Annotated in this window: 21 protein-coding genes; 19 read left to right on the top strand and 2 right to left on the bottom strand. The window is 48.5% G+C overall.

Going from position 1 to position 25487, the window contains the following annotated elements; all coding sequences use genetic code 11:
• Positions 1–148 precede the first annotated feature (148 nt).
• The 7 genes from AC58UW_RS14735 to AC58UW_RS14705 are packed head-to-tail and all read left to right on the top strand — an operon-like array spanning position 149 to position 8514.
• On the top strand, positions 149–1843 hold the full coding sequence (locus AC58UW_RS14735; protein WP_497421392.1) for an ABC transporter substrate-binding protein: 1695 nt from the start codon (positions 149–151) through the stop codon (positions 1841–1843).
• A gap of 29 nt (positions 1844–1872) precedes the next feature.
• A complete protein-coding gene (locus tag AC58UW_RS14730; RefSeq protein ID WP_497421391.1) occupies positions 1873–2859 on the top strand; it encodes an ABC transporter permease in 987 nt (328 codons plus the stop codon).
• 18 nt (positions 2860–2877) lie between these two features.
• The gene (locus AC58UW_RS14725) at positions 2878–3741 is read left to right on the top strand and encodes an ABC transporter permease (protein WP_497421390.1); all 864 of its coding nucleotides are present in this window, start codon (positions 2878–2880) and stop codon (positions 3739–3741) included.
• A 45-nt stretch (positions 3742–3786) separates the two neighbouring features.
• The gene (locus tag AC58UW_RS14720; RefSeq protein WP_497421389.1) at positions 3787–4782 is read left to right on the top strand and encodes an ABC transporter ATP-binding protein; all 996 of its coding nucleotides are present in this window, start codon (positions 3787–3789) and stop codon (positions 4780–4782) included.
• Positions 4754–5707, top strand: coding sequence for an ABC transporter ATP-binding protein (locus tag AC58UW_RS14715; protein ID WP_497421388.1), 954 nt, complete (start codon positions 4754–4756; stop codon positions 5705–5707). Before AC58UW_RS14720 ends, AC58UW_RS14715 begins: the two co-directional genes overlap by 29 nt.
• A gap of 15 nt (positions 5708–5722) precedes the next feature.
• Positions 5723–7036, top strand: a complete 1314-nt coding sequence (locus AC58UW_RS14710; protein WP_497421387.1) for a sulfatase-like hydrolase/transferase — start codon at positions 5723–5725, stop codon at positions 7034–7036.
• Positions 7033–8514: a sulfatase family protein gene (locus AC58UW_RS14705; RefSeq protein ID WP_497421386.1), complete on the top strand. Its 1482-nt coding sequence runs from the start codon at positions 7033–7035 to the stop codon at positions 8512–8514. The genes AC58UW_RS14710 and AC58UW_RS14705 overlap by 4 nt, the downstream gene beginning before the upstream one ends.
• 189 nt (positions 8515–8703) lie before the next feature.
• Here AC58UW_RS14705 and AC58UW_RS14700 read toward each other — a convergent pair whose 3' ends face one another.
• A complete protein-coding gene (locus AC58UW_RS14700; RefSeq protein ID WP_497421385.1) occupies positions 8704–9606 on the bottom strand; it encodes a helix-turn-helix domain-containing protein in 903 nt (300 codons plus the stop codon).
• A 196-nt stretch (positions 9607–9802) separates the two neighbouring features.
• Between AC58UW_RS14700 and AC58UW_RS14695 the strand changes: the two genes are divergently transcribed.
• The 8 genes from AC58UW_RS14695 to AC58UW_RS14660 all read left to right on the top strand — a co-directional run bounded on the left by AC58UW_RS14695 (position 9803) and on the right by AC58UW_RS14660 (position 19212).
• Complete coding sequence (locus AC58UW_RS14695; protein ID WP_497421384.1) at positions 9803–12502, top strand: UxaA family hydrolase; 2700 nt, start codon at positions 9803–9805, stop codon at positions 12500–12502.
• A gap of 32 nt (positions 12503–12534) precedes the next feature.
• Positions 12535–13500 (top strand): aldo/keto reductase, encoded by a 966-nt coding sequence (locus AC58UW_RS14690; protein ID WP_497421383.1) that lies wholly within the window; start codon positions 12535–12537, stop codon positions 13498–13500.
• Positions 13501–13541: 41 nt separating this feature from the next.
• A complete protein-coding gene (locus tag AC58UW_RS14685; RefSeq protein WP_497421382.1) occupies positions 13542–14387 on the top strand; it encodes an amidohydrolase family protein in 846 nt (281 codons plus the stop codon).
• Positions 14388–14399: 12 nt separating this feature from the next.
• Entirely contained in the window at positions 14400–15173 is a 774-nt protein-coding gene (locus tag AC58UW_RS14680; protein ID WP_497421381.1) for an SDR family NAD(P)-dependent oxidoreductase, read from the top strand.
• A gap of 30 nt (positions 15174–15203) precedes the next feature.
• Entirely contained in the window at positions 15204–16118 is a 915-nt protein-coding gene (locus AC58UW_RS14675; RefSeq protein ID WP_497421380.1) for a fumarylacetoacetate hydrolase family protein, read from the top strand.
• A gap of 133 nt (positions 16119–16251) precedes the next feature.
• Positions 16252–16980: a (Fe-S)-binding protein gene (locus AC58UW_RS14670; protein WP_497421379.1), complete on the top strand. Its 729-nt coding sequence runs from the start codon at positions 16252–16254 to the stop codon at positions 16978–16980.
• Complete coding sequence (locus AC58UW_RS14665; protein WP_497421378.1) at positions 16977–18494, top strand: LutB/LldF family L-lactate oxidation iron-sulfur protein; 1518 nt, start codon at positions 16977–16979, stop codon at positions 18492–18494. Before AC58UW_RS14670 ends, AC58UW_RS14665 begins: the two co-directional genes overlap by 4 nt.
• Positions 18487–19212 (top strand): LutC/YkgG family protein, encoded by a 726-nt coding sequence (locus tag AC58UW_RS14660; RefSeq protein WP_497421377.1) that lies wholly within the window; start codon positions 18487–18489, stop codon positions 19210–19212. The genes AC58UW_RS14665 and AC58UW_RS14660 overlap by 8 nt, the downstream gene beginning before the upstream one ends.
• 270 nt (positions 19213–19482) lie before the next feature.
• Here the strand turns inward: AC58UW_RS14660 and AC58UW_RS14655 are convergent, their stop codons facing one another.
• Positions 19483–20538 carry a DctP family TRAP transporter solute-binding subunit gene (locus AC58UW_RS14655; protein WP_497421376.1) on the bottom strand — a complete coding sequence of 352 codons (1056 nt, stop codon included), beginning with the start codon at positions 20536–20538 and terminating at the stop codon, positions 19483–19485.
• A gap of 121 nt (positions 20539–20659) precedes the next feature.
• Between AC58UW_RS14655 and AC58UW_RS14650 the strand changes: the two genes are divergently transcribed.
• From AC58UW_RS14650 to dctA, 4 genes are all read left to right on the top strand, one after another.
• Positions 20660–22258 carry an ATP-binding protein gene (locus AC58UW_RS14650; RefSeq protein WP_497421375.1) on the top strand — a complete coding sequence of 533 codons (1599 nt, stop codon included), beginning with the start codon at positions 20660–20662 and terminating at the stop codon, positions 22256–22258.
• Positions 22236–22934 carry a response regulator gene (locus tag AC58UW_RS14645; protein WP_497421374.1) on the top strand — a complete coding sequence of 233 codons (699 nt, stop codon included), beginning with the start codon at positions 22236–22238 and terminating at the stop codon, positions 22932–22934. The genes AC58UW_RS14650 and AC58UW_RS14645 overlap by 23 nt, the downstream gene beginning before the upstream one ends.
• Before the next feature lie 129 nt (positions 22935–23063).
• Positions 23064–23252, top strand: coding sequence for an ACT domain-containing protein (locus AC58UW_RS14640; RefSeq protein WP_497421373.1), 189 nt, complete (start codon positions 23064–23066; stop codon positions 23250–23252).
• 113 nt (positions 23253–23365) lie between these two features.
• Positions 23366–24661 carry a C4-dicarboxylate transporter DctA gene (gene dctA / locus AC58UW_RS14635; RefSeq protein ID WP_497421372.1) on the top strand — a complete coding sequence of 432 codons (1296 nt, stop codon included), beginning with the start codon at positions 23366–23368 and terminating at the stop codon, positions 24659–24661.
• Positions 24662–25487: the final 826 nt, after the last annotated feature.

Here is a 25487-nt window from a genome sequence, read left to right as displayed (position 1 = left end):
AGGTCCATACCCTGTAAGGACACGGTTCTAAGACCCAGGTTACATAGTTCGGAAATGGTCTCTTTACGTTATTTCGTCTTGTCACTATGATCGGTGTTGTAGATGCAGGAGTCTACAACACCATTTTTTCTCAAGGAGGAAGATTCCAATGAAGTGGGGTACTAGAAAAACGTCTACGATCTTGTTCACCACACTAGCCTTATTCGCAGGAGTTCTCAACGGATGCAGCGATTCCACACCGCAAGCGCAGAGCAATGTGGATAAAAAAGGGGGAGTAACCGAGGCAGCTAAGCCCTCAGAGCCGGCTAAGAAAGGTGAGTCGGTAATTTATCATCTCGGGGAAACCGTAAATCCGGAGCAGGTCACCAATTTTAACCCGTTTCTCGCCACCGGCAACTGGCAACCTTTCTTTGATTACGTATTTGACCCTCTGTACTTCTTCAATCCCGTGAAAGGGCAACTTGTTCCCCGATTGGCCGTGGGTGACGGAACTTGGTCAGACGACAACAAAATCTACACCGTCAAGCTGAATATGAAGGCTAAATGGCAGGATGGCAAACCTTTTACCGTAGACGATGTGCTCTATTCCTTCCTTACTTTAAAAAATAATAAAGTGCTCGACCGCTATCAGCTGTGGGGAGACGGCAGGCTGCAAGAAGTAAGCGCACAAGGCAGCGATACCGTCGTGTTTAAACTGAGCAAGCAATTCCCATCCTTACCTTTCTATTTAACGACCGTCTATATCGTGCCAAAGCAGCAGTTTGAGAAAGAAGATCCCTCCCAATTCCTGAACAAAACGCCGATCGGCACAGGTCCATTCAAATTTAAAAGCATTAATGAAAGCGCTATAGTTTTGGATAAAAACGCTGATTATTTCCTTGGCGCTCCGAATATCGATCAATTGTTCGTGAACCGTTTTAATAACTCATCCACCCTCACGCTTGCTTTGGAAAAAGGCGACGTGCAGGGCTCGACCGGAACGGTTGCCATGCCAAGTGTACCGAAATTGTTAGAGAATCCGGTGAATAAATTGCAGGTGTACCCGGGATTGAATACGTACTCCGTGATCATGAATAACGAAAAACCGGGGCTGACAGACGCTGCTGTGCGCCGGGCCATCCAATTAGCGCTCGACCGCAAGTCGCTCATTGAAAAAGGAGAATCCAACGGCGTATTCCCGGCAAATCCAGGTTTCTTGTCCTCTGTTTTTGGAGAAATGGTTGATTCCAAGCTGGTCGATAGTCAAACTTATGCCTATAACGTCAATGAAGCCACTAAGTTATTGGAGTCCGCAGGATACAAGAAAAATGCCAAAAGCATCTACGAAAAGGACGGTAAGCCGCTTTCCTTTACCTACCATATGGCTGCCAACGCACCTGCCCAAAATAAAGAAGGCGCCATGATTACCGACTGGCTGAAGAGCATCGGCATCGAAACGACGGTGAAGCTGGTGACCTGGCCGGAGCTGACTAAGCTCTTAATGTCCGGCGATTATGACCTGCTGCAGAACGGCATTCAAACACCGCCGGATCCGCAAGCCCAGCTGGAGATTTTCCACAGTAAAATGACAGCACCGACCAAAACGAATGCGCCCGGCCTCAACTACATGCGTTTCCGTGACGCGGAAGTCGATAAATGGCTGGACGAAGCTTCTTCCGCCGATACCGGCAAACGGAAAGAGCTCTACCAACAGGTTCAGAATCGAATCGCGGAAAAAACGCCTTTAGCCGTCATGTATAACGTCGGCGGACACATTCCTTACCGTGTCGACCAGTTCACCAATTATAACGAGAATCTGCCGGTCACCTCCGCACTCTCGCTGCTACAAATTAAGAAGAAGTAACCAAGCTAAGGGAAGAGGAGGCGCGTTCGATGCGTTACAATTCCGTATATCTTTTGAAAAGAATCGGCTTTGCCTTGATCACGTTATATGTGGCAGCTACGTTGAATTTCTTGCTCCCGCGTTTAATGGGAGGAGATCCAGCGAGCGCGCTTGCTTCGGAAAAGGCGCTGGGCTCGCAGGAGGTGGCTAATGCACTGAAGGTACAATTCGGACTGGATAACCCAAGTCTCTTGTATCAATACGTGAAGTATTTGAAGCAGCTCTTGCAAGGCAACCTTGGCGTATCGTACGCCAACTATCCTTCTCCCGTAGCCGATGTCATGCTGAAGGCGCTCCCCTGGACGTTAGGCACGGTCCTCACAGCCACGCTGCTCAGCTACCTGGTAGGATGGCTGATTGGGATCCGGGGAGCGTGGAAATCAGGCTCATTCTTTGACAACTCGACGCTATTCACGGCTTTCTTCCTGAATTCAGTTCCTTTCTTTTGGATTGCGATCATCTTTATTATGATTTTCTCCTTCTATTTGGAATGGTTCCCGCTGGGGCAGGCGGTCGATCCTGCCTTTGACGGCTTTTCGGGGTTGGAAAAAGGGAAATCAATCTTGTATCACGCCTTTTTACCCGTATTCACATTAATTATCGCAACACTTGCCGGACATATCCTGGTGCTGCGCAACAATCTAATGCGGGTGCTGTCTGAAGATTATATGCTGCTAGCCAAGGCCAAAGGGATTCGCGAAAGAAGAAGGAAGTACATGTACGGAGCACGGAACGCGTTGCTTCCCTCCTTTACCGGACTCATGACTTCGCTTGGACATGTCATAGGGGGGGCGATTACGACGGAGATCGTCTTCTCCTACCCCGGCGTTGGGCTGGTCACCTTCAATGCGATTCTGAATCATGATTATCCGCTGATCCAGGGGGCATTCTTGTGTATTGCCATTTCGGTTATAGCCTGCAATTTGATCGCCGATCTCGTCTATCCGCTGATTGATCCCCGAGTGGCGCTCAATTAACCGGTCTAGGAGGCTAACATGCAAACCATGAAACAATTACTGAAGGCAAGCTGGTCCGCTTTTCCGGGAACAAAAGGGAAGTTGGGGCTCGTCATCTTATTAATCTTCACCGTTATTGCGCTGTTCGGTTCTTGGTTCGCCCCGTCCCCAAGAAACTTCATCGGCTTCGATTCCTGGCTGCCGCCGTCTTTCAGCCATTGGCTGGGTACGGATAGCTACGGCCAGGATGTTTTGAGCCAAATGATTTACGGCACGCGAACTTCATTCTGGGTCGGGATCCTTGCTGGATTTATTACAACGGTAATCGGCGTCACGGTCGGCGTTGTTTCCGGTTACAAAGGAGGATGGGTGGAGGAATCGCTGATGCGGATCGTTGACTTGTTCCTGATCATCCCTACACTCGCGCTGATGATTATTCTGGCTTCTTTTCTTCCTTCGATGGGAACGCTCAGCACGATTCTCATTATTGGTTCATTAAGCTGGCTCTACATGGGCCGAAGCATCCGCAGCCAGACGATGAGCGAGCGGCAAAGCGGGTATGTGGAAGCCGCACGCATGGTTGGCATGAAGGATTCGGAAATTATGTTTCGCGAAATCCTGCCTAATATCGTCCCGGTTATACTGGCGAATCTCGTTCTCGTTACGACACAGGCTGTGCTGGCGGAAGCAGGATTAAGCTTTCTCGGGCTTGGAGATCCCACGAATGTGAGCTGGGGGACAATTCTGGCGCTGGCTAACGCGAATAATGCCGTTTTGTTTCATGCCTGGTGGTGGATTCTTCCGCCAGGGCTGGCTATCGCTTTCTTCTGCTTCGGGTTTATCCTGATTGGGAACGGCATTCTGGAGAAATATCGGGCGAATCGTGGTAATGCGGCCTTGTAAGACTGCAAGGCAGATGCTAATAAGGAATCAGGAGGAGGGATCGTTATGGCGGATTTGCTGCGAGTCCATAATCTAAGTATTGAATACGCTTCCCCCAGGGGTGTCGTAAAAGCTGTCGACGAGGTCAGCTTCTCCATTGGCAAAGGGGAGATTTTCGGTCTTGCCGGTGAGTCCGGCTGTGGGAAATCGACGACTGCCTTCGGCATATGCAGATTGCTGCGCCACCCGGCTAAAATTACAGGCGGCAGTGTACAATTGACCGGCACGGAGTTGACGGCACTGAAGGACGAGGAATTTGATCGGCTGCGTTGGTCCAAGATGTCCATTGTCCTTCAGAGTGCCATGAACAATCTGAATCCAGTGCTCAAAATCCGCGACCAGCTGGTCGATGCTATTCAGGCTCATGAGCCTGATGGCAGGAAGGAGGTCCATCAGAGAGCGGAACACTTGATGCAGCTCGTGGATCTTCCGTCTGACCGCTTGGACAGCTACCCGCATGAGTTGTCAGGCGGGATGCGGCAGCGGGTGGTCATCGCCATGGCGATGGCGCTTAAACCAAGCCTAGTGATCATGGACGAGCCGACGACCGCGCTCGATGTCGTGGTTCAAAACGGCATTATCCGAAAAATCTTGGAGCTTCAAAAGGAGTTTGGTTTCTCCATCCTATTTATTACGCATGATCTTCCCTTAATGCTGGAGATGTGCGATCGAATCGGCATTATGTATGCGGGTAAGCTGGTCGAGGTGACTGCAAGGGAACAGATTTTGCGGAAACCGCGCCACCCTTATACACAGGGACTGCTCAACTCTTTCCCATCGTTATCTGGTCCCAAACAAAGGCTTGCCGGCATTCCCGGCCACCCGCCGGACTTGATCCGACCGCCTGTGGGCTGTCGATTCTATCCGCGCTGCTCGCAAGCGGTCCCCCAGTGTCAAACCCTGCAGCCAACTTTAGTACAGGACGAATGGGGACAGATTGCCTGCCATCTTTATTCCGAGGAGGGATTATCCCGTGAGCAAGCCTCTGCTGCACGTGAATGAGCTCGGCAAGGTGTTCAGTACCCGCTCGATGTTTCGAAAGAAACAATTTCGTGCGGTTCATGATGTCAGTTTTACATTGGAAGCGGGAGAGGTGTTGGCGATTGTCGGCGAATCCGGAAGCGGCAAGAGCACGATCGCCCGCATGTTGACAAATTTGATTCCAGCCACGTCCGGAGACATTGTCTATAGCGGAGAATCCTTGCGGGCGAGCAGGCAGCTGCGCCAAAAGCTGCCTACCTTTGTGCAAATGATCTTCCAGGACCCTTTCGCTGCTTTAAACCCGCATCATACCATCGGCTATATCATCGGCCGTCCGCTGCAGGTGCAGCACATTATGAAAGGAGATCTTCGGCAGCGTGTGCTGGAGCTGTTGCAAAAGGTAGGTCTTACGCCAGCGGAGGATTTTATCGATAAGTATCCCTATCAATTATCAGGCGGGCAGAAGCAGCGCGTTGTCATTGCTAAGGTGCTGGGGCTGGCGCCTAAGGTCATTGTCGCTGACGAGCCGACATCCATGCTGGATGTTTCCATCGGCGTCGATATTATGAATTTGATTCTTGATTTAAAGGATAAGGAAGATCTGGCGCTGATGCTGATCACACATAATCTGGGCAGCGCCAGATATATGGCGGATCGCATCATGGTGATGTATGCAGGGCAAATGATGGAGTACGGACCGGCGGAAGAGCTGATCCAAAATCCGCAGCATCCTTATACGAAGCTGTTGCTGTATTCGTCTCCCGATCCATGGAGAGAGCAGTTGGATGCCTTCGAAGTGATCGATCCACAGGGACGGGATGTCTCCAGCACGGGCTGCAGCTTCCAGCGCCGCTGCCCTTACGTCACCGACATCTGCAGGACGAAGCCAGTAAAAGCTGTACAGCTCGCAGACGGACATCAGGTTCGATGTCATCTTTTTGGATAAGTGGAGGGACTAAACATGAAAAGACCGAATGTAATCATTTTTTATTGTGATGATTTGGGATACGGCGATCTGGGCTGCTATGGCTCCGACGCCATGAAAACACCGCACCTTGACCGGCTTGCCGGTGAAGGCATCCGCTTCACGAATTGGTACTCCAATTCGCCGGTCTGCTCGCCCTCGCGGGCATCGCTGTTGACTGGCAAATATCCGGCAAGAGCAGGGATTAGCCATATTCTTGGCGGTAAAAGAGGAACTAAAGGGCTTCCACTTGGGCATACAACATTGGCTGCAGCCTTGAAAGAGCAAGGTTATCAAACGGCTATGTTCGGCAAGTGGCATTTGGGCGCATCCGCGGAGTATGGGCCGAATGCTCACGGTTTTGATCAATTTTACGGATTTCGGGCAGGCTGTATTGATTATTACTCACACATTTTTTACTGGGAGCAAGGAGGCGGCGTCAACCCCGTACACGATTTATGGCATAATGAGACGGAAGTATGGGAGAATGGCCAGTATATGACGGAAGTAATTACGAGAGAAACGGTGTCTTTTATCGACGCAGCCTCCGATCAGGAACCCTATTTTCTATATGTAGCTTATAATGCGCCCCACTATCCCATGCACGCGCCGAAAGAGTATGTAGATCGTTTTCCGGATCTTCCTCCAGATCGAAGGATTATGGCGGCCATGATTGCAGCTGTTGACGACGGGGTAGGCGAAATTGTTGAGACGTTAAAGCGGAAAGGCGTCTTCGAGGATACGATCATTTTCTTCTCAAGCGATAACGGTCCGTCGACAGAAGCGCGCAATTGGCTGGATGGCACGGAGGATCTGTATTACGGAGGCAGCGCCGGCCGATTCCGCGGTCATAAGGGCAGCCTCTTCGAAGGCGGCATTCGGGAACCGGCTATTCTTAGCTATCCAGGAGGCCTCACGGGAAGCAATGGCCAAGTAAACGATGAGGTATGTGCGATGATGGATATTTTTCCGACAATGCTGGAGCTGACGGGCACTGGACGCGAAGGCTATAATTTGGACGGTAAAAGCTTATGCGCGACCCTTCGCGGAACTGCCCCTAGCCCTCACAGGCAGCTGTTCTGGGAATACGGAGATCAATTGGCGGTTCGCGAAGGGAGATGGAAGCTTGTGCTGAAGGGCAAACTAGACTTTAGCCGTACAGCAGCCGATCCTGTGCATCTCTCCGATCTAGAGCAGGACTGCGGTGAACGTATCAATCTTGCGGAGCAATTCCCAGACATCGCCCGAAGGCTGGAGGAAGATGTAAGACGGTGGTACCAATCTCTAAGCGAGGAGGCGCAAATGCATTGAAAGCGATTGTGGTACTGTTTGATTCCTTGAACCGGCATATGCTTCCACCTTACGGAGGCGATTGGACACATGCTCCTAACTTCAGCCGGCTGGCCGAGCAGAGTGTTACATTTGATAATAACTGGGTGGGGAGCATGCCGTGTATGCCGGCGAGGCGCGATATGCTGACGGGTCGCTACAATTTCCTGCACCGAAGCTGGGGACCTCTGGAGCCTTTTGATGATTCGATGCCTGCATTGCTAAGAGCGCATAAGGTCTACTCGCATTTGGTTAGCGACCATTATCATTATTGGGAGCCGGGCGGAGCCACTTACCACAGCCAATATACGACCTGGGATTTCGTTCGCGGGCAGGAAGGCGATCCCTGGAAGGGGGAAGTCGCAGATCCGGAAATACCTGAGCACGTAGGGAAATTCGATGGATACCGAAGCCAACTGTTCCGTCAGGATTGGATTAACCGTAAATACATGATGGAAGAACAATTGCATCCGCAGTCAGAGACCTTTGCCAGGGGAATCGAGTTCATTCGAACTAATCGAACCGAGGACAGGTGGCTGCTGCAAATTGAGGCATTTGACCCGCATGAGCCGTTCTTTGCTCACCAAAAGTATAAAGACATGTATCCGCATGAATATACGGGCAAGCACTTCGATTGGCCGGGTTACCAGCCTGTTCAGGAAACGAGGGAGGAAGTCGAACACTGCAAATACGAGTATGCTGCACTGCTCAGTATGTGCGATGCCTACCTTGGCAAGGTGATGGATGCGATGGATGAATACGATCTGTGGCAGGACACGATGCTGATCGTGACGACTGATCATGGTTTTCTGCTCGGCGAGCACGACTGGTGGGCCAAAAACATCATGCCCTTCTATAATGAAATCGCCCGGACGCCACTCTTCGTTTGGGATCCTCGCGATAGGAGAAAAAGCGAACGCTGCGACGGTTTAACGCAATTGATCGATTTGGCGCCGACTTTACTGGAGTTCTTTGGCGTGGATGTGCCCAAAGATATGCTGGGCGTTCCTTTGCATGCAACTCTTCAAGCAAGCGGGAGGCCGCAGCATGCGCCTCAGCGCGAAGCTGTATTGTTCGGTATTCATGGCGGGCATGTCAACTGCACGGATGGAAGGTATGTGTACATGCGCGCCCCGGTACGACCGGATAATACGCCGTTATATAACTATACGCTAATGCCGGCGCATATGGCTTCGTTGTTTAGTGTAAAGGAGCTGCAGGAAATGGAGTTGGCAGATCCGTTTTCCTTTACAAAAGGGGTGCGAACGCTCAAAATTTCGGCTGCTTCGTATATTTCAGCGCATCGCTTTGGAACTTTACTGTTTGACTTGGCAACCGATCCGGAGCAAAAGCAGCCAATTCAGGATGCTGCCGTTGAAAAGCGGATGATCGACCATTTGATCCGAATCATGAAACTTCATCATGCTCCGACTGAACAGTTCGAAAGATTGGGCATTTAACGGCCGAGCTGATACGTATTTGTCTCCTTCTGAAAGGATAGTAAGTAAGGAGAGAGACGAGGATATAAGAAAATATGTTCTGAATTACCTCTGGATGCGAAAAGCCTGCTGTTCTTATAAGCAGGCTCTTCGCAATTAGCTTTGGTCAGTAATATTGCAATAATTTGCTCTTGAAATACTTTTATATTTTTATGTCATGGTGTCTAATTGGAAGCTAATTTCATTCATTACTTTTCTTCGATATACGCCTGGAGTAACGCCAGTAAACTTCTTAAATAACTTATGAAAATAAGGTAAGCTCTCATAACCGCAATTGTGGGCGATCGTATCAATACCTAAGTTGGTAGTTAAAAGCAGCTCCTTTGCAGTTGAAATTCGCTTGGCATTCACATAGTCGGTGATGTTCATACCGGTTAGTTGTTTAAACACCCTAGATAAATGAGCGGCTGAGACGGAAGTGTGCTTAGCCAAATACGAAAGTCCAGCGATTTGTTCAGTGTGAAACTGATCTAAGTGTTGAAGTATGTTTAGTAACCAGGGGGGGCCGATATCGGACGCGACCAATTGATGATGGGATTCTTTTAATATTAAACGATTAATGCTGATGAGAAGGCTATTTAAATGTAGTTGAACTGCGTATCTAAAACCAGCTTCGTGTCGTTCCAATTCTTCATGCATTTGTTTGAGTTTTTCTTCGAGATGAGGGCGCATGGTTGGTGGGATAACAAGCTTATAGTTCTTATATTTTCGGGCTCGCTCAAAAACTTGCATATTCGTAAACGAATCACCTGCTGAATAATGTCCGATCAATTGCGGATCAAAATAGACTGCGGTGGCAGTAATTGGAAATTCAGAATCTGGCAATGCCTGATGAATCGTATTTCCAGGGATGATGAAGAGGTCTCCTTCATTCATCTCATAGAGCATTTGGTTTAAGAAAAACGTACCTTTTCCACTATAAATATAAACCAATTCAAAGCGATCATGAAGATGCTCTGGTAGTTCACGATTTGGTGTCTTTTTGTCCTTAAATACAATGTCAAATGGTAAGAGGTGATCGTTAATAAAGTTCTTTATAAGCGGTTTTTGCATGTTCCGAACCTCCCCAGATCATCTCACTTCGTTATTTTTCTTATTTATAGAATATCAAAATAGAGTACGTTTTTGCAAAGGTAAAGAATTAACAAATGCCATATTCTTGATACAATATTATTGAGCAGCACTAACCTTGAAGAAACTCAATTTATTCTATAAGTTCGGAAAATCTCATTAAAGGAGCCAATCATCGATGGACGTCGTTTACCAATTTGAAGAAGTAGCGAGACTTCCCTTGCCCGGGGATAACTGCGCCGTTGCGATTCACCAATTGAACTCCGGTACTGTCATTCAGTATGAAGGCCAATCCCTCGTCTTGGATAACACGGTTATGGAAGGCCATCGATTCGCGGTGAAAGCGATTGCTCCTGGTGAAGATCTGCTTTCGTGGCATTTGCCTTTCGGTATTGCGATTAAGCCGATTCAGCCCGGCCACTATGTTATTAACGAAACCGTACGGGAAGCACTCAGTGTGCGCCAGTTGACATTCGCGGTTCCGGCGGAACCCAATTTCGCTGATCAAGTTTCTCCGTATATCTTTGACGAGGAGAACTTCCGGCCGGCTCAGGCATCGCCGGTTTTTAAGGATACGCGCACTTTCATGGGATATCGCCGCCATGAAGATCGCGGGGTTGGCACCCGGAACTACATCGTACTGCTTGGCACCACCTCGCACACGGGGAGCTACGTGACTGAGCTTGCCGCTCGTCTGCAAGGCGAATGGAAGAACGATTCGAATATAGACGGGATCGTTCCCGTCGCACACACGGAGGGCGGCACAGAGAATCCGAATAATGTGGACTTGCTGCTGCGGACGCTCGCAGGTTTCATGGTCAACCCGAACGTCGGAGCCGTGTTGGTTGTCGATTATGGCAATGAATCGGTCACGAACAAGATGGTGGAGGCTTATGCTCGCGAGCATAGCTATCCAATCGATGAAGTGCTGCATAAGTTCGTGTCGCTCACGGGCAGCTTCGAAGAGGAGCTGGTTAAAGGTGAAGCGATAGTTCGGGATTGGCTGGGGGCGGTTAGCTCGATGCAGCGGACGCCTGAATCCATCAGCCACTTGCGAATCGGCTTGCAGTGCGGAGGTTCGGACGCATTTTCCGGAGTATCCGCGAATCCGCTGCTCGGCTGGGTTTCGGAACAATTGGTGCGCTACGGCGGTGCGGCTAGTCTAGCCGAAACGGACGAGTTGATTGGCGCGGAGCCCTATGTCCTGTCGAAAGTACGCAACTTGGAAACCGCCCGCAAATTTCTGGAACTTGTGAACCGATTTAAGGAGCGTACGTCCTGGCATGGCACCAGTGCGGAAGGTAATCCATCAGGCGGCAACATGTATCGCGGCTTGTACAATATCTATCTCAAATCTATAGGCGCTGCGATGAAGAAAGACCCGACGACGCGAATCGACTATGCAACGGAGTACGGGGAGCTCATGAAGGATGGCGGCTACTATTTCATGGATAGCCCTGGAAATGACCTGGAGAGCATCGCCGGTCAAGTAGCCGCAGGCTGCAACATGATCTTCTTTACAACGGGAAATGGTTCGATCACCAACTTTCCATATGTACCTACGGTCAAGGTGGTCACGACAACTCGCCGCTTCCAATTGCTGTCGAACGATATGGATGTGAATGCGGGGCAGTATCTGGAAGGCAAGTCGATGGATGAGCTGGGCCAAGAGGTATTCGAGTTGGCGCTCCAAATTGCCTCTGGTCAACAAAGCGTCGGCGAGAAGGCGGGCCATGCCCAAGTACAAATTTGGCGCAACTGGCAGCAGAACGATGCGAGTCAGCTGGAGACGCTGCTTCACACTCCTGTACCGACAGGAACTCCGATAGCAATTGATGATGCTGTAACAATGGCTCACTCGATCCAATTTTCCTTTACTCGGCATCGCAATCGGCAGTCTAGTGATCATATCGGCTTAATCGTGCCGACCAGTCTTTGTGCCGGTCAGGTAGCGGGTATGATCACACGGCGCTTGAACGAACAAGGAGCAGGGAAGCCCGAGCTCTCGCGCTTTGTCACCTTAGCGCACACGGAAGGCTGCGGCACCTCGGGGGGACCAGCTGAATCCCTGTTTTCCCGCACGATGATCGGTTATATTACGCATCCGATGGTGGAGCATTGTTTGCTGCTGGAACATGGCTGCGAGAAAACGCATAACGACTACATGCGCCATCAGATGGACGTGATGGGTGTCGATGCGAGCCGTCTTGGTTATGCCAGCATCCAGCTCGACGGGGGAATTGCCAAGGTGAGCGAGAAGGTTGAGGCCTGGTTCGCCGATCAATTGGCTGCCGCCGAACCTGCCGAGAAGGTGACGGTCGGTCTGGAAGGGCTGCGCATCGGGATCGTAAGCGTTGGTGCCATTAACAAAGATGCCGGCGAGCAGTTAGGGCTGCTAACCAAGATGATCGTCGGGGCCGGAGGCTTGGTCGTCGTTCCCGCGAACAGCGGATTGCTTGCCGAGGACGGGTTCAGTCAGCCTTTATTTGGCTCGTCTCAAGTTCGGCCGTCCATTGCCTATGGGGAACACGTCCGCCGAAACGGCTTCCACGTGATGGAGACACCAACAACGCATGGCGTAGAGACGATCACAGGACTCGCCGCCACAGGTGTGGAGTTAATCATCGCGCTGATCGGTGATCGTCCGATGCAGGCGCATCCTTTCGTCCCTATGCTGCAAGTGACGTCGGAACAGGTTGATCTGCATAACCATAAGCATGATGTCGATTTGGTACTCGAGGGCAAACCGAGCTTCTGGGTGAATCAAATTCTCGAACGCAGCAAAGAAATTCTGGAACATACTTATGTACCGCGTCTCTATCAGCAAGGGAATATCGATTTTCAAATGACACGGGGCTTTTTGGGTGTGTCGTTATAATGCAGACAATATCAAGAAGCGAGGAACACACCATGACGAAAGCATTATTATCAAAAAGACCGCTTGGCAGTACGGGCCTACTCATATCATCGTTATGTTTTGGGGCCGCTCCGCTTGGGGATATGCCGGAAACCTTTCAATACAGCACGTCGGAGGAACAAGCATTGGTGACGTTGCGCACCGCCTTCGAAAGCCCAATCAACTTTCTGGATACGGCTGCGGCTTACGGCGAAGGCGAGAGCGAACGGCGAATCGGTAAGGCCATTCATGCGTATGGTGGTCTTCCCGCAGGTTACGTGTTGGCCACGAAAGCCGACCGCGACCTTAAGACCGGCGACTTTAGCGGCGAACAGATTAAACGTTCCATCGAAGGAAGTCTCGAACGCTTAGGACTTGATCGTCTGCAATACGTTTACATCCATGATCCTGAACATACCACCTTCGAAAATGTGATGGGATCCGGCGGACCGTTAGACGTACTGCAAAAGTTTCAAGAGCAGGGAGTCATCGATCACATCGGCATATCCGGCGGACCGATCGATATGCTCATTCGTTATGTCGAAACGGGAGCGTTTAGCAGCGTTGAAACCCACAATCGATATACGCTGCTCAATCGGGCTGCGGAACCTTTGCTTGATGTTGCGAGCCGTATGGGCGTTGCGGTTATTAATGCTGCTCCTTATGGCAGCGGCATACTCGCTAAAGGTCCGGAAGCATACGCACGTTATGCCTATAGCGAAGCTCCGCCGCTCTTATTGGAGAGAGCGCGTATGTTCGCCAAGGTTTGCTTAGAATACGATGTTCCGCTTGCCGCCGCCGCACTTCAATTTTCGCTTCGCGACCCGCGAATCGCTAGTACGGTCGTCGGCATGAGTAAACCGGAACGGATAGCCCAAACGCTGGAACTCGCGAATTACCCGATTGCCTCTGAGCTATGGCCGGCACTTGATGCCTTTGGCTTTGATATGGAAGATCCCGAAGAGAATCGTTTTGCTTAGAGTACTGAGCGAGCTAAGTTCAAGCAAAGGAGCTTCCACCCATGATAATAGACGCCCATCAGCATTTCTGGAATTTGGAAAAGGTTGCTTACCCTTGGTTGGATCCGGCCTACGGGTCGATATGCCGCAACTTTGAAGCGGATGAATTGGAACCACTGATTCGCAAGGCTGGTATTAACAAAACGGTCATCGTACAAGCTATGAATTCTTATGAGGATACCGAATATATGTTAAAGGTAGCCGCCGAAAGAGAATGGGTAGGCGCGGTTGTTGGGTGGGTACCCTTGAACATTCCGGAAGTGGCGGATAAAAAGCTGCAGGAATATGCCGCCAATCCTTACTTCAAAGGTGTTCGTCATCTGATTCACGAAGAGAAGGATCCAGATTGGGTCATCCGTGATTCGGTGATTGAGGGACTCAAGATTCTCTCTTCTTTCGGCTTGACCTTCGATATCGTAGGGGTGTTCCCGAATCATTTGAAACATATCCCTTATTTGGCTGAGCAAATACCGGATCTTCGAATGGTCATAGACCACTTTGCCAAACCACCGATCAAGGAAAAGCAAATGGGAGCATGGGCGGAACAATTTGCTGCTGCGGCTGGGTACCCGAACGTGTATGCCAAGGTATCTGGATTGAATACAGCAGCGGATTGGCATACTTGGAACTCAGAAGATTTGAGACCCTATATCGACTATGCGTTAACACATTTTGGGGCGGATCGCCTCATGTTTGGAAGCGATTGGCCAGTAGCCAACTTGGCGGGGGGCTTTGAGAAAGTCTGGGAGCAAACCAATCATACAATTGCCGATTATTCGGAACATGAAAGAGCTGCCATATTAGGCGGAACAGCGGCGAAATTTTATGGTATTCAAGCTGAATATTAGAGGAGTGGAAGTATGCGTTTACAAGATAAGATAGCTTTGATCACCGGAGCTGGATCAGGTATCGGGAAAAGCACGGCATTGCTTTTTGCACAAGAAGGCGCGACAGTTATCGTGAACGACTTGGATGAAATCAAGGGCAGAGAAACCGTGAGCGAAATTAAGGACAAGGGTGGCGAAGCACTATTTCTCCACGCGGATGTAACATATCCTGAGCACGTCAAGACGATGGTAGAAGCGGCTATTGCTGAATTTGGTCGCATCGACGTTCTGTTTAACAATGCCGGAATCAGTGGCGTCGGAGCCGTGCATGAAATTGAGCCGGAAGCTTGGGACCGGATTATGAGCATTAACGTAAAAGGCGTGTTCCTGCCCTCGAAATATGTATTGCCCTACATGATGGAGCGTAAAACAGGTTCGATAATCAACATGTCCTCGTGCGTAGCGGAAATTGGACTCGCGCGCAGAGTTTCTTATGCTGCAACGAAGGGAGCCGTACTCGCCTTAACCAAATCGATGCAGGTTGATTATGCAGCCTACAACATCCGGGTAAACGCACTTCTGCCGGGTACGATCTTTACACCGTTCGTAGAGAACTATTTGAAGACTTCCTATGATGATCCTACAGCTGCCATCGAATCATTAAAACAGCGCCAGCTCAGCGGTGAACTGGGCAAGTCAGAGGATGTTGCTAATGCGGCATTGTTCTTGGCATCTGATGATTCCAAGTTTATGATGGGTTCTCCGCTCTACATTGACGGTGGTGTTGTTTTCGGCAAGAACGCCTAACAATAGCTAGATGGAGGAGAATATTTACAAATGAAACTACTGACATTTAACGACAACGGCCAATTTAAGCTTGGTATTCAAACGGAGAAGGGCATTTTGGATGTCGCTGCAGCAATCGAAGGAATGACTTTGGACCAAACGAGTAGCCTGCCGACCACGCTACATGCTGTCATAGAAGGAGGAACGGCGGCGGTTGCGCAACTGCAGCGTCTTGTGAACATCGTGCTTGAAGCAGGCTCAGAGGGAGAAGCTTATTGGCTGGATGAGACTCATATTCAATATGGACCCTGTGTGACGAACCCAAACAAAATTATTTGTGTAGGTCTCAACTATCGCAAGCATGCTGAAGAAACCAATGCGCCGATTCCGGAGTATCCGATTCTTTTTAATAAATTTTCGAACACGCTAACTGGACATGGCTCTGAAGTTCCACTCCCGGAGAAAGTGTCGTCGCAGGTTGATTACGAAGCAGAGCTTGTGATTGTGATCGGTAAAGAAGCTAAATATGTGGAGAAAGAGCATGCGTTAGATCACGTATTCGGTTATTGCAATGTGAATGACTTGTCCGCGCGAGATTTGCAAATGAGAACGCAGCAATGGCTGCTTGGTAAATCGTGCGATAGCTTCAGCCCGTTAGGACCATTCCTTGTTACCGCAGATGAAGTAGGAGATCCGAACAATCTGGACATTCGCTGTATTGTCAACGGCGAGGTTAGACAGCATTCCCATACATCCGATATGATTTTTCATTGCAACGAGATTGTCAGCTACATCTCGCAACACATGACCTTAGTTCCAGGTGATATTATCCTAACGGGAACGCCTGCCGGCGTTGTGTTAGGCTATCCGAAGGAGAAGCAGATCTATTTAAAACCGGGAGACGTTGTAACCATAGAGATTGAAAAATTGGGATCTTTAACAAATACGATGGTTGCTGAGAAATGATGCTTTTCCTTGGGTTAAGGAGATCGAGGTACATAGTAGAATAAATAGTAAGAACCTCGACCGTTGAGGTTCTTTTGCTTTACATATCTGACAATTTAATAAATATATCATTCATATAGATGAGAGGTGCACCATGAAAGTATCCTTATTTATTACTTGTCTTAGCGATGCGATCTATCCCCGAGTAGGAGAAGCGATAGTGCGGCTTTTAGCCAAATATGGGATTCAGTTGGAATTTCCAAACGTTCAAACCTGCTGCGGTCAACCAGCGTTTAACAGCGGATATTGGGATGAAGCACGGATAACGGCCAAAACCATTCTCAAAGCATTTGAAGATAGCGATTTTGTTATCTCTCCTTCGGGTTCATGCACCTACATGATTCATCACTATTCGAATCTCTTTCAAGATGATCCTGTTAACTTGGAGAAAGCGGTAGAGCTTCAGAAGAAAACTTACGAGTTTACTCAGTTCCTTGTGCAGGTGTTGGGGGTTACTGATCTGGGGGCGGTGTTTCCTCATAAAGTTACCTATCATCCATCATGCCACGGAAGCAGGCTTCTTGGTGTCAAAGATGAGCCGTTGGAATTACTAAAAAACGTGCAAGGTTTACAATTTGTTCCGCTTCCTTTTGCTGAAGATTGCTGCGGGTTCGGCGGGACTTTTGCTGTAAAGATGGCAGACATTTCAGGAGCTATGGTCTCAGAGAAGGTGAATCATGTGAAAGAAACGGAAGCGGAAGTTCTCGTCGGTCTCGATATGGCATGCTTAATGAATATCGCTGGCAACCTGCGGTTTCGAAACGAACCCGTCAAGGTGATGCACTTGGCAGAGCTGCTGCATGAAGGAGTGAATCGGGCTTGAGTACTACTAATTCTGTTGCTTCAAGCGTTAAAGAACGTGCGGATCTGGCGCTTAACGATGAATTCTTGCGCAATGCCGTGCGCTTCACGACTGAGCGGCTGCGCGGAGGTAAGAAGAAAGCTGCTGAAGAACATGGCAATTGGGATAGTTGGAGAGAGAGAGGTCGCCAAATCCGGCTGCATACGATTGCTCATCTGGATTATTATTTGAATTTGTTTGCGGATAACGCTCGTGCTAATGGTGTTCATGTCCATTTCGCTGATACATCGGCTGATGCGGTGAAAATTGCTCTGGCGATTGCGGAACGTAAATCTGCAAAGTCGGTTGTAAAATCAAAGTCAATGGTAACCGAAGAGCTTCATCTAAATCACGCGCTTGAATCTATCGGGATAGAAGCTATCGAGTCGGATTTAGGTGAGTACATTATTCAACTCGCAGGAGAAACGCCTTCCCATATTATAATTCCGGCTATTCATAAGAACAGATATCAAATTGCGGATCTGCTCTCCAAAGAAGCCGGAGAGACGCTGCCGCCGGATACTTCGATTCTAGCAGGATTTGTTCGTAAGAAGCTGAGGGAGAAGTTTCTTGAAACCGATATCGGGATGACAGGCTGCAACTTCGCGATTGCCGAGACCGGATCCATGGTGCTGTTCGAGAATGAAGGTAACGCCCGGATGGTAACTACGGTTCCTAAAACGCAAATTACGCTAATGGGTATGGAGCGTATTATTCCTTCCTGGACCGATTTGGAAGTCATGGCAACGCTTCTGCCGCGTTCGGCGACAGGTCAGAAGCTGACGGTGTACATGTCAGGGATTACGGGTCCGCGAAGAGAACATGATGCTGATGGTCCTGAGGAAATGCATATGATTATCGTCGATAACGGACGTTCTTTGCAGCTGGGAGATCCCGAATTTCAAGAATTGCTGAATTGTATCCGCTGCGGCGCTTGCTTGAACGCTTGTCCAGTGTACCGTCATATCGGTGGGCATGCATACGGGGGCACTTACAGCGGCCCGATCGGCGCAGTATTGACTCCTGCGTTAAAGAAAAACGTGGCCGAGTGGGACGATATTGCGAATGCCTCCAGCTTATGCGGGGCTTGCTACGAAGCCTGCCCCGTCAAGATCCCTCTGCACGATATGCTTGTTTCTTTACGGCGCCGTAAGGTGGAGAGCGGTCATGGCAACAAACTTGAAGCGGTAGGCATGAAAGGCTTCTCGGCGGTTATGGGCAATTCGAGCCGTTTCAAAGGTGTGCTGAAGCTCGGTAAGATCGGTCAAAAACTTGTCGTCCGTAACGGAGAGATCCGTACGAAGCTGGGTCCGCTCAAAGGCTGGAATTCGTATCGGGTAACGCCTAGTTTGCCTGAAAAATCGTTCCGCGAGGGGTGGGCGACATTGGAGGCGGAACTGCGCCAAGGGCTGAAGGAGCTGGATCCGGAAGTGCGCCAACGAATGGAAGCCATTGTCAAGGAAAGAAAAACCGGAGGAGGGCATGAACATGGCTGATACGCATCAGGAATGGTTAGATCAGCTTGAAGCGAAGTCACGCGAGAAACAGGAAGCATTTATGAATGGCATCGCTAGCAAGCTTGGAAGAGCACGGGTGACTGAGAAACCGGCTCAGCCTTACCGAGGGGCGCCTGATTACTGGCAAACATTCGAGTGGCCTCTTGAAGAGAGAATTGAGAGATTTACGGAAAATTTCCAAACTGCTGGCGGGTATGTGGCTCGTTTATCTTCCATGGAAGATGTTAAACAATTCATAGTGAATAAAGCACAGGAAATGAGCGCTAAATATATCATCCGGCAAAACCAATCGGAGCTTGATGCTCTTGATTTGGAAGGAGTGCTAAAAGACACTAGCGTATCGGTTTGGAACCGTTACCCGGAGAATCACTGGAAAGCCCGCGCCGCTGAAGCGGATATTGGTATTGTGATGGCGGATTACGCTACAGCGTATACAGGCTCCATGACGGTCCTGTCATCTCGTGACAAAGGAAGATCTGTTAGTTTACTCCCGACAGTATTGATGGCTATTATTCCGGTAGAAAGACTGAAAACACGTTTAGGCGAAACATTAGTTAATTTCGATCGTACAGGAAGTGAGAACCTTCCTGCGGGTATTCATTTCATCTCTGGACCAAGTCGTTCGGCTGATATCGAGAATGACCTGACCATCGGGGTTCACGGACCCGGTATTGTGTACGCATTGATTGTGGGGTAAATAAAGCAGCGGCACTCTGGGACTCCTATTCCAAGATATCTTTAAATCAACTTAAGCATCATTCAACGATCCCAGTCAAATGCATTAACTAGGACAAAGCTGGCAATGTTTGCGGCTCGTTGTATTGAGAACGAAAAGATTGTCTAGACAAAATAAAGCTCCCCTTTCAGTAGCAGGTTTTTTATTACTTCACCTGTCTACCCGTAAGGGGAGCATATCACACTGCAGTTGCTCCTTGTTTTTATTAGACTTCGTGTAGAGCGTCATTTTTCATTTGTCTGACCGGCGAAGATCATTCACGGCATCAATGAGTTCCTGGCCAATGTAGGACCTGGCTTCTTGATACACAGGTTCAAGCGCTTGCTCCCAGCGTCTTCTTTCTTCGTCGGACAGTACGTGAATGTCCATTTGACCGGTTTTATATAACTCTTCCAATTGCTTTTTGTTCAAATTAATCGCATTATGGTTGGCCCAAGCGGTTGCTTCCTGCATAGCTTCCGTGATCGTCTTTTGCTCGGACGCCTTCAACTTATCCCAGAACACTTTATTCATCAAGACGCCGTAGCCCAAATAGGCATGGTTGCTGATCGTCAAATACTTTTGAACCTGATATAGCTTTCGGGAGTATATATTGGATATTGTATTCTCTCCCGAATCTACCTCGCCGAGTTCCATACTGCGGTACACGTTGTTAAATGGAATAGAAACCGTCGCCGCATTCAATTGAAGGAACTGAGCCTCTATGATCTTGCTGGGAAGAATGCGGAATTTCAAGTTGCGAAAATCTTCTAGCTGGACAAGCGGGCGCTTATTAGACGTCATTTGCTGGAAACCGTTGGCCCACAAACCGAGACCGATCATTCCTTTCGAGCCTAATTTGCCCATCAGTATGGAGCCGATTTTACCCTTGAATGCCTTGTCCACCGCATCATCGTTCTGAAAAGCAAACGGTAAATCCATCACCATCCACTCGGGTACGACTTCAGATATGTTGGAAAAGCTTGGGGCAATCATTTGAATACTGCCGTGCTGCAAAGCAGCGACTTCGTCGGTTTCATTGTACAAGGTACCGTTAGGAAATAGCTCAACCTTGATTGAATCGTTCGTTTTTAATTTAACTAATCGGGCAAACTCCTGTGCAGCCAAGCCTTTCGGTGTGTTTTCGGCCACCACAAAACTGAAGCGGATGACGATCTGCTCTCTGAGTCCGCTCTGTTCATCGTCATAGACACGCTGTCCGCTATTAAATTGCGAGGAGAAGCCAAATACCACCGCTGTAACAAGCCCAAAGATGACAAACAGCGCAATTCCTACAAACGCTCTCACAGCTAGCCTCCCGTTTTTTAATGTCAACGTATAAATTCAGTTTATCATATTGTATGATGATTGTAGCAACCAACGGGAACAGAAAGCGAGGGGGCGGATTTTGATAATCAAAGGGCTCCGAATGAATTGGAAAATTACGATTCTATCGTTCGGCATCGTCCTGTTCGCGATATGTATCGGTGGCATTATTCTGATTGGCCGGGTGATTCACCTGCAGGAACAGGAGTTGGGACAGAGGCTGCTTGTTACGGCACGAACGGTTGCCGGGCTGCCGACCATGCTCAGCGCGCTGCCGGAACCAAACCGCTGGGGTGAAATCAATCAAGTAGCGGAACGCATACGAATTATCAACGATGTAGATTATATTGTCGTAATGGATATGAACGGTACTCGTGTATCACACCCTAACGCTGCACGCATCGGGGAGGTGTCGCAAGGGGAAGATGAGCGTTATGCTTTTGCCGAGCATACCTATGTGTCTAAAGCCAAAGGCGAGTATGGTACAGCGCTTCGGGCATTCGTGCCCATAATGAATGAGCAGCATGAGCAGGTGGGTGTTGTGCTCGTAGGGCATATTGTTTCTGGGCTCACAGGTGTCATTTTGGCAATGCGGGGGCAAATATATGTGACTGTTTTCTTGTCGTTGCTGTTCGGCGTATGGGGTTCCTGGCTTCTTTCACGGCACATTAAGAAGCAAATGTTCCAGCTAGAGCCCGAGGAGATCGCACAGTTGCTCGTCGAACGGACGGCGACTTTTAACGCCATGCATGAAGGAGTTATTGCCATCGATAGCCGTGAATTTGTAACGGTGTTTAACGATAAAGCCAAAAGCATGCTCCATATCGAAGGAGATGTTCTTGGCCGTCACATTCGAGAGGTGCTGCCGGATACACGGCTTCCTGAAATATTGCAACTAAACTACCCTATATTTAATCAGGAGCTGCATATCGGACCCGCTTATATCCTAAGCAACCGAGTGCCAATTAAAGTTGGAAATCAGACGGTCGGTGCGGTGGCTATTTTCCAGGACCGAACGGAAGTGACCAAAATTGCTGAAGAGCTTACGGGGGTCAAAGCGTTTGTAGAAGCGCTTCGCGTTCAAAATCATGAATATATGAACAAGCTCCATACGATCGGTGGCTTGATCCAGCTTGGATCAAAGCAGAAAGCGCTTGATTATTTGTTCCAAACGATTGAGTCACGCTCTGAGCTGAGTAGTTTTATCTCCAGAAAAATTGCGAATGAGAGTGTAGGCGGGTTGATTATAGGGAAGATCGGCCATGGCAGAGAGCAGGGGATTGATGTACGGCTGGACCGGGCTAGCAGGTTGCTGCAATTTCCGGTTCATATGGACGAGCATGACATGGTTGTCATTTTAGGTAATTTAATTGAGAACGCTTTCGATGCGCTTAATAGTAAGGAAGGCCGTAAAGAGGTCTTTATTAGCATCGAGCAGGATGAGGAAGTGTTATCGATCCTTGTGGAGGATAGCGGAAGCGGGATGGATGAGGAAACCAAGCGGAGGCTGTTCGAGCGAGGGTATTCCACGAAAGAAGGCGTTAGCAGGGGGATCGGTCTTTATTTAATCCATAATATTGTAAACAAATGCGGTGGACATATGGTTGTAGAGTCCAAGCCCGAGGAAGGGACGAGCTTTATGCTTACTTTTCCTATGACACAGCGGAAGGTGGAGAGTTATGGTCAGAGTCATACTAATTGAGGATGATCCGATGGTTCTTGAAGTGAATAAGCAATTTGTCGAGCAAGTGCCCGGATTCGAGATCGTAGGGACTGCGTCTAATGGACTTGAAGGCATTGACAAGTTGCGCAGCCTGCAGCCGGATCTTGTCATTTTGGATATCTACATGCCCGTTCAAAACGGGATTGAGGTGCTGCAACAGATACGCCAAGATCAGCTCTCTACGGATGCGATTGTGATTACGGCGGCTAGTGATATCACGACTGTGCAGCGGATGCTTCATCAAGGAGCAGTGGATTACATTGTAAAGCCGTTTAAGTTTGAACGGGTCAAGGAAGCGCTGGAAAATTACCATGCGATGAAAATAATGTTAAGCAAGGATTACTCTTTGTCCCAATCGGACCTTGACCAGATTCTGCATGGCCGTCCCATTGTGAAGGCTCCTGAAATTGTGACGGGTCTACCGCTTTTGGACTTACCCAAAGGATTGCAAGAGGCGACGATGAAGCAGGTTATGCAGTATTTGAAGCTGCTGCATAGATCTTTGTCGGCGGAAGAAGTAGCCGAGGGCGTCGGATTGGCAAGGGTCACAGCGCGAAGGTATTTGGACTTTTTGGAGAAAAGTAAACAGGTGAAGCTAGATCTTGCGTATGGTGGCATCGGTCGCCCCGTCAATCGGTATGTGTGGATTGGGTGAGCAACCCTATTGTGAGACCAAAATGACCATAAGTACCAATATGGTCAAATTCTTCACGCCATCTTATGAAAGCGGTATCATTAAAGCTGTCAAAGAAAAACCATTCTGAATGCGTTTGAGGTGTTGTACATGTCAATCCCGTCGGGAGTAAATACGAGCATTATTTTACGTCTTGAATTAGAGAAAGGTGCCGCATCTTTCGGCAGCATTGCGACAGCCATTGGTGACATGGGCGGTGATATTATTGCGATCGACATCGTGAAAACCGACATCAACATCACGGTCCGTGATATCACAATCAATGTGTTTAACCAGTGAGTGGTGGAGCGGGTCAGAGAAGCAGTTATCCAAGCCGCTTATGAAGACGGAGTAGCAAGAAGACGCAGAGAAAAAGTGCAAGGATAAAGATTAAAAAAGGAGGAATCACAAACATGACAATGCTTAGAAAAAACTTGACGTTTCAAGTGTTGATAGCGATTGTGCTAGGGATTGCGGTAGGCCAGTTTTTTCCTTCGCAAGCAGTCGAGTTAAAGGTGCTTTCCGATGTTTTTATCAAGATGATCAAAATGGTTATCGCACCGATCGTTTTTTTCACAATTGTAATTGGATTTGCGGGTATGGGCAATATGAAAAAAATTGGCCGCATAGGCGGCAAAGCGCTGCTGTACTTTGAAATTATAACGACCTTCGCCATGGCAATTGGCATCGCCGTTATGTACGTTTTTCAGCCAGGTGCAGGCATGAGCACCAACGGTGTGAAGGTTGGAGATGTCGAGAAATACACGAAAGAAGCTGCGGCAACGAGTCATGGCTTCATGGATTTCCTTATCGGTATTGTGCCGGATAACGTAATGGCCGCTTTCTCCAGAGGCGAGATGCTCCCCGTGTTGTTCATCTCCGTGCTATTTGGACTCGCGATGGTGGGTCTGGGCTCCAAGGTGAAGCTGGTTAAAAGCTTCTTTGAGCAATTAAACCAAATTTTCTTCCTCCTAGTCGGTATTATTATGAAGTTTTCTCCGATTGCCGCATTCGGAGCGATGTCCTATACGATTGGTAAATTCGGTGTTCATTCCTTGTTCTCGCTAGGTAAAATGATGGGCTCTGTTTATGTGACGATGGCTCTTTTCATCTTTATCGTATTAGGAGCCATTTGCAAATTTTACGGCTTCAGCCTGCTTAAGCTGCTTGGTCACATTAAAGAAGAATTGCTGCTTGTTCTTGGTACGTCCTCTTCGGAATCCGCTCTTCCGAGGGTCATGGAAAAGCTGGAGAAATTCGGCGCTTCCAAGCCAGTTGTCGGACTTGTCATACCGACTGGCTATTCGTTTAACCTGGATGGCACATCCATCTACTTATCAATGGCAGCACTTTTCATTGCGCAAGCGTATGGCGTTCATCTGGATTGGATTCAAGTGCTGACTCTCCTTGGCCTACTGATGCTGACTTCAAAAGGTGCGGCTGGGATTACAGGTTCAGGCTTCGTCACGCTGGCGGCAACACTTGCCGCAATTCCGCATAATGTCATTCCTGTCGAAGGCATGGCGCTTCTGATTGGTGTAGATCGCTTTATGTCCGAGGCTCGCGCTATTACCAATATCATTGGTAACAGCGTTGCGACGATTGTTATTGCGAAGTCCGAGAATCAGTTTCATCCAAATGGTTTCGAATCTAAACCTGAAGAGGCTCCGACTTTTACAGCGAAGGAGCTGCCTGGTAATTTTTCGTAAGTTTTTATAAGACAAATATACAAATAGAGCATCTCGTTGAACTGTTCCCGTCAAGGAGAATAAAATCAATTAAGTAGCCTTTGTCCTGTAACCATCGGACTAATTAAAACGAAAGCGTTTATACGAGGGATATAAATTGGCCTTTGTCAAAAAAGGAGCGCCTCAGTATGATGGGTTTGTCCCGGGTTTAAACCCAACACCATCAAGGAGGCGCTCTTGTTGGTATCGATATGGCTAAGGAAATTCATGTCGCACAAGCACAAATTTCCGGGGAATTGTGCTAACTGTGATTATTTCCAACTAAGACTCGCTTCCAAAATGGGTGCTGGCAAAAACAAGAGGTATAGGCTTATTAAACCTGCGTTCTCACCAGTAGCGGGCGCAGTATTGTTAGCATTAAAGCAATTTAGCATACCGATAGACAAGGAGCTATTATATCGCGGTCGGCAGCTGTTCCTTTTTTGTTGAGCTAAACGGGCAGTTATCCTTACTTGGATGTGTTAAAATACGGAAATGCGTAAGAACGAATTATTAAAAAAGGGGATTATATGTCTGGAAAAAGTCAAGCACACTAAATCTGAGTACTAGATTCAGAAAATGATCTAATTTATACCAACTTCACAAAAAAACAGAAACGGTCTTATCGCTAAATAGATGCGAATACAGACCGTTTTTTCTATTTTTGGTAATCATCACGTAATCATCACATCAGCTTTTGTAGCTAAAAAACACATTTCGAATAATAATCGATCTGTGTTTTTGTATGTTCAAAAAATATTATATTTTCCTTTACATTTGCTCATTTTCATATTTAGATATCTGAGCC

This window comes from Paenibacillus sp. J22R160 (assembly GCF_059692135.1).
The sequence above is the reverse complement of the archived record's forward strand: the minus strand, read 5'-3'. Positions and strand labels throughout refer to the sequence as shown.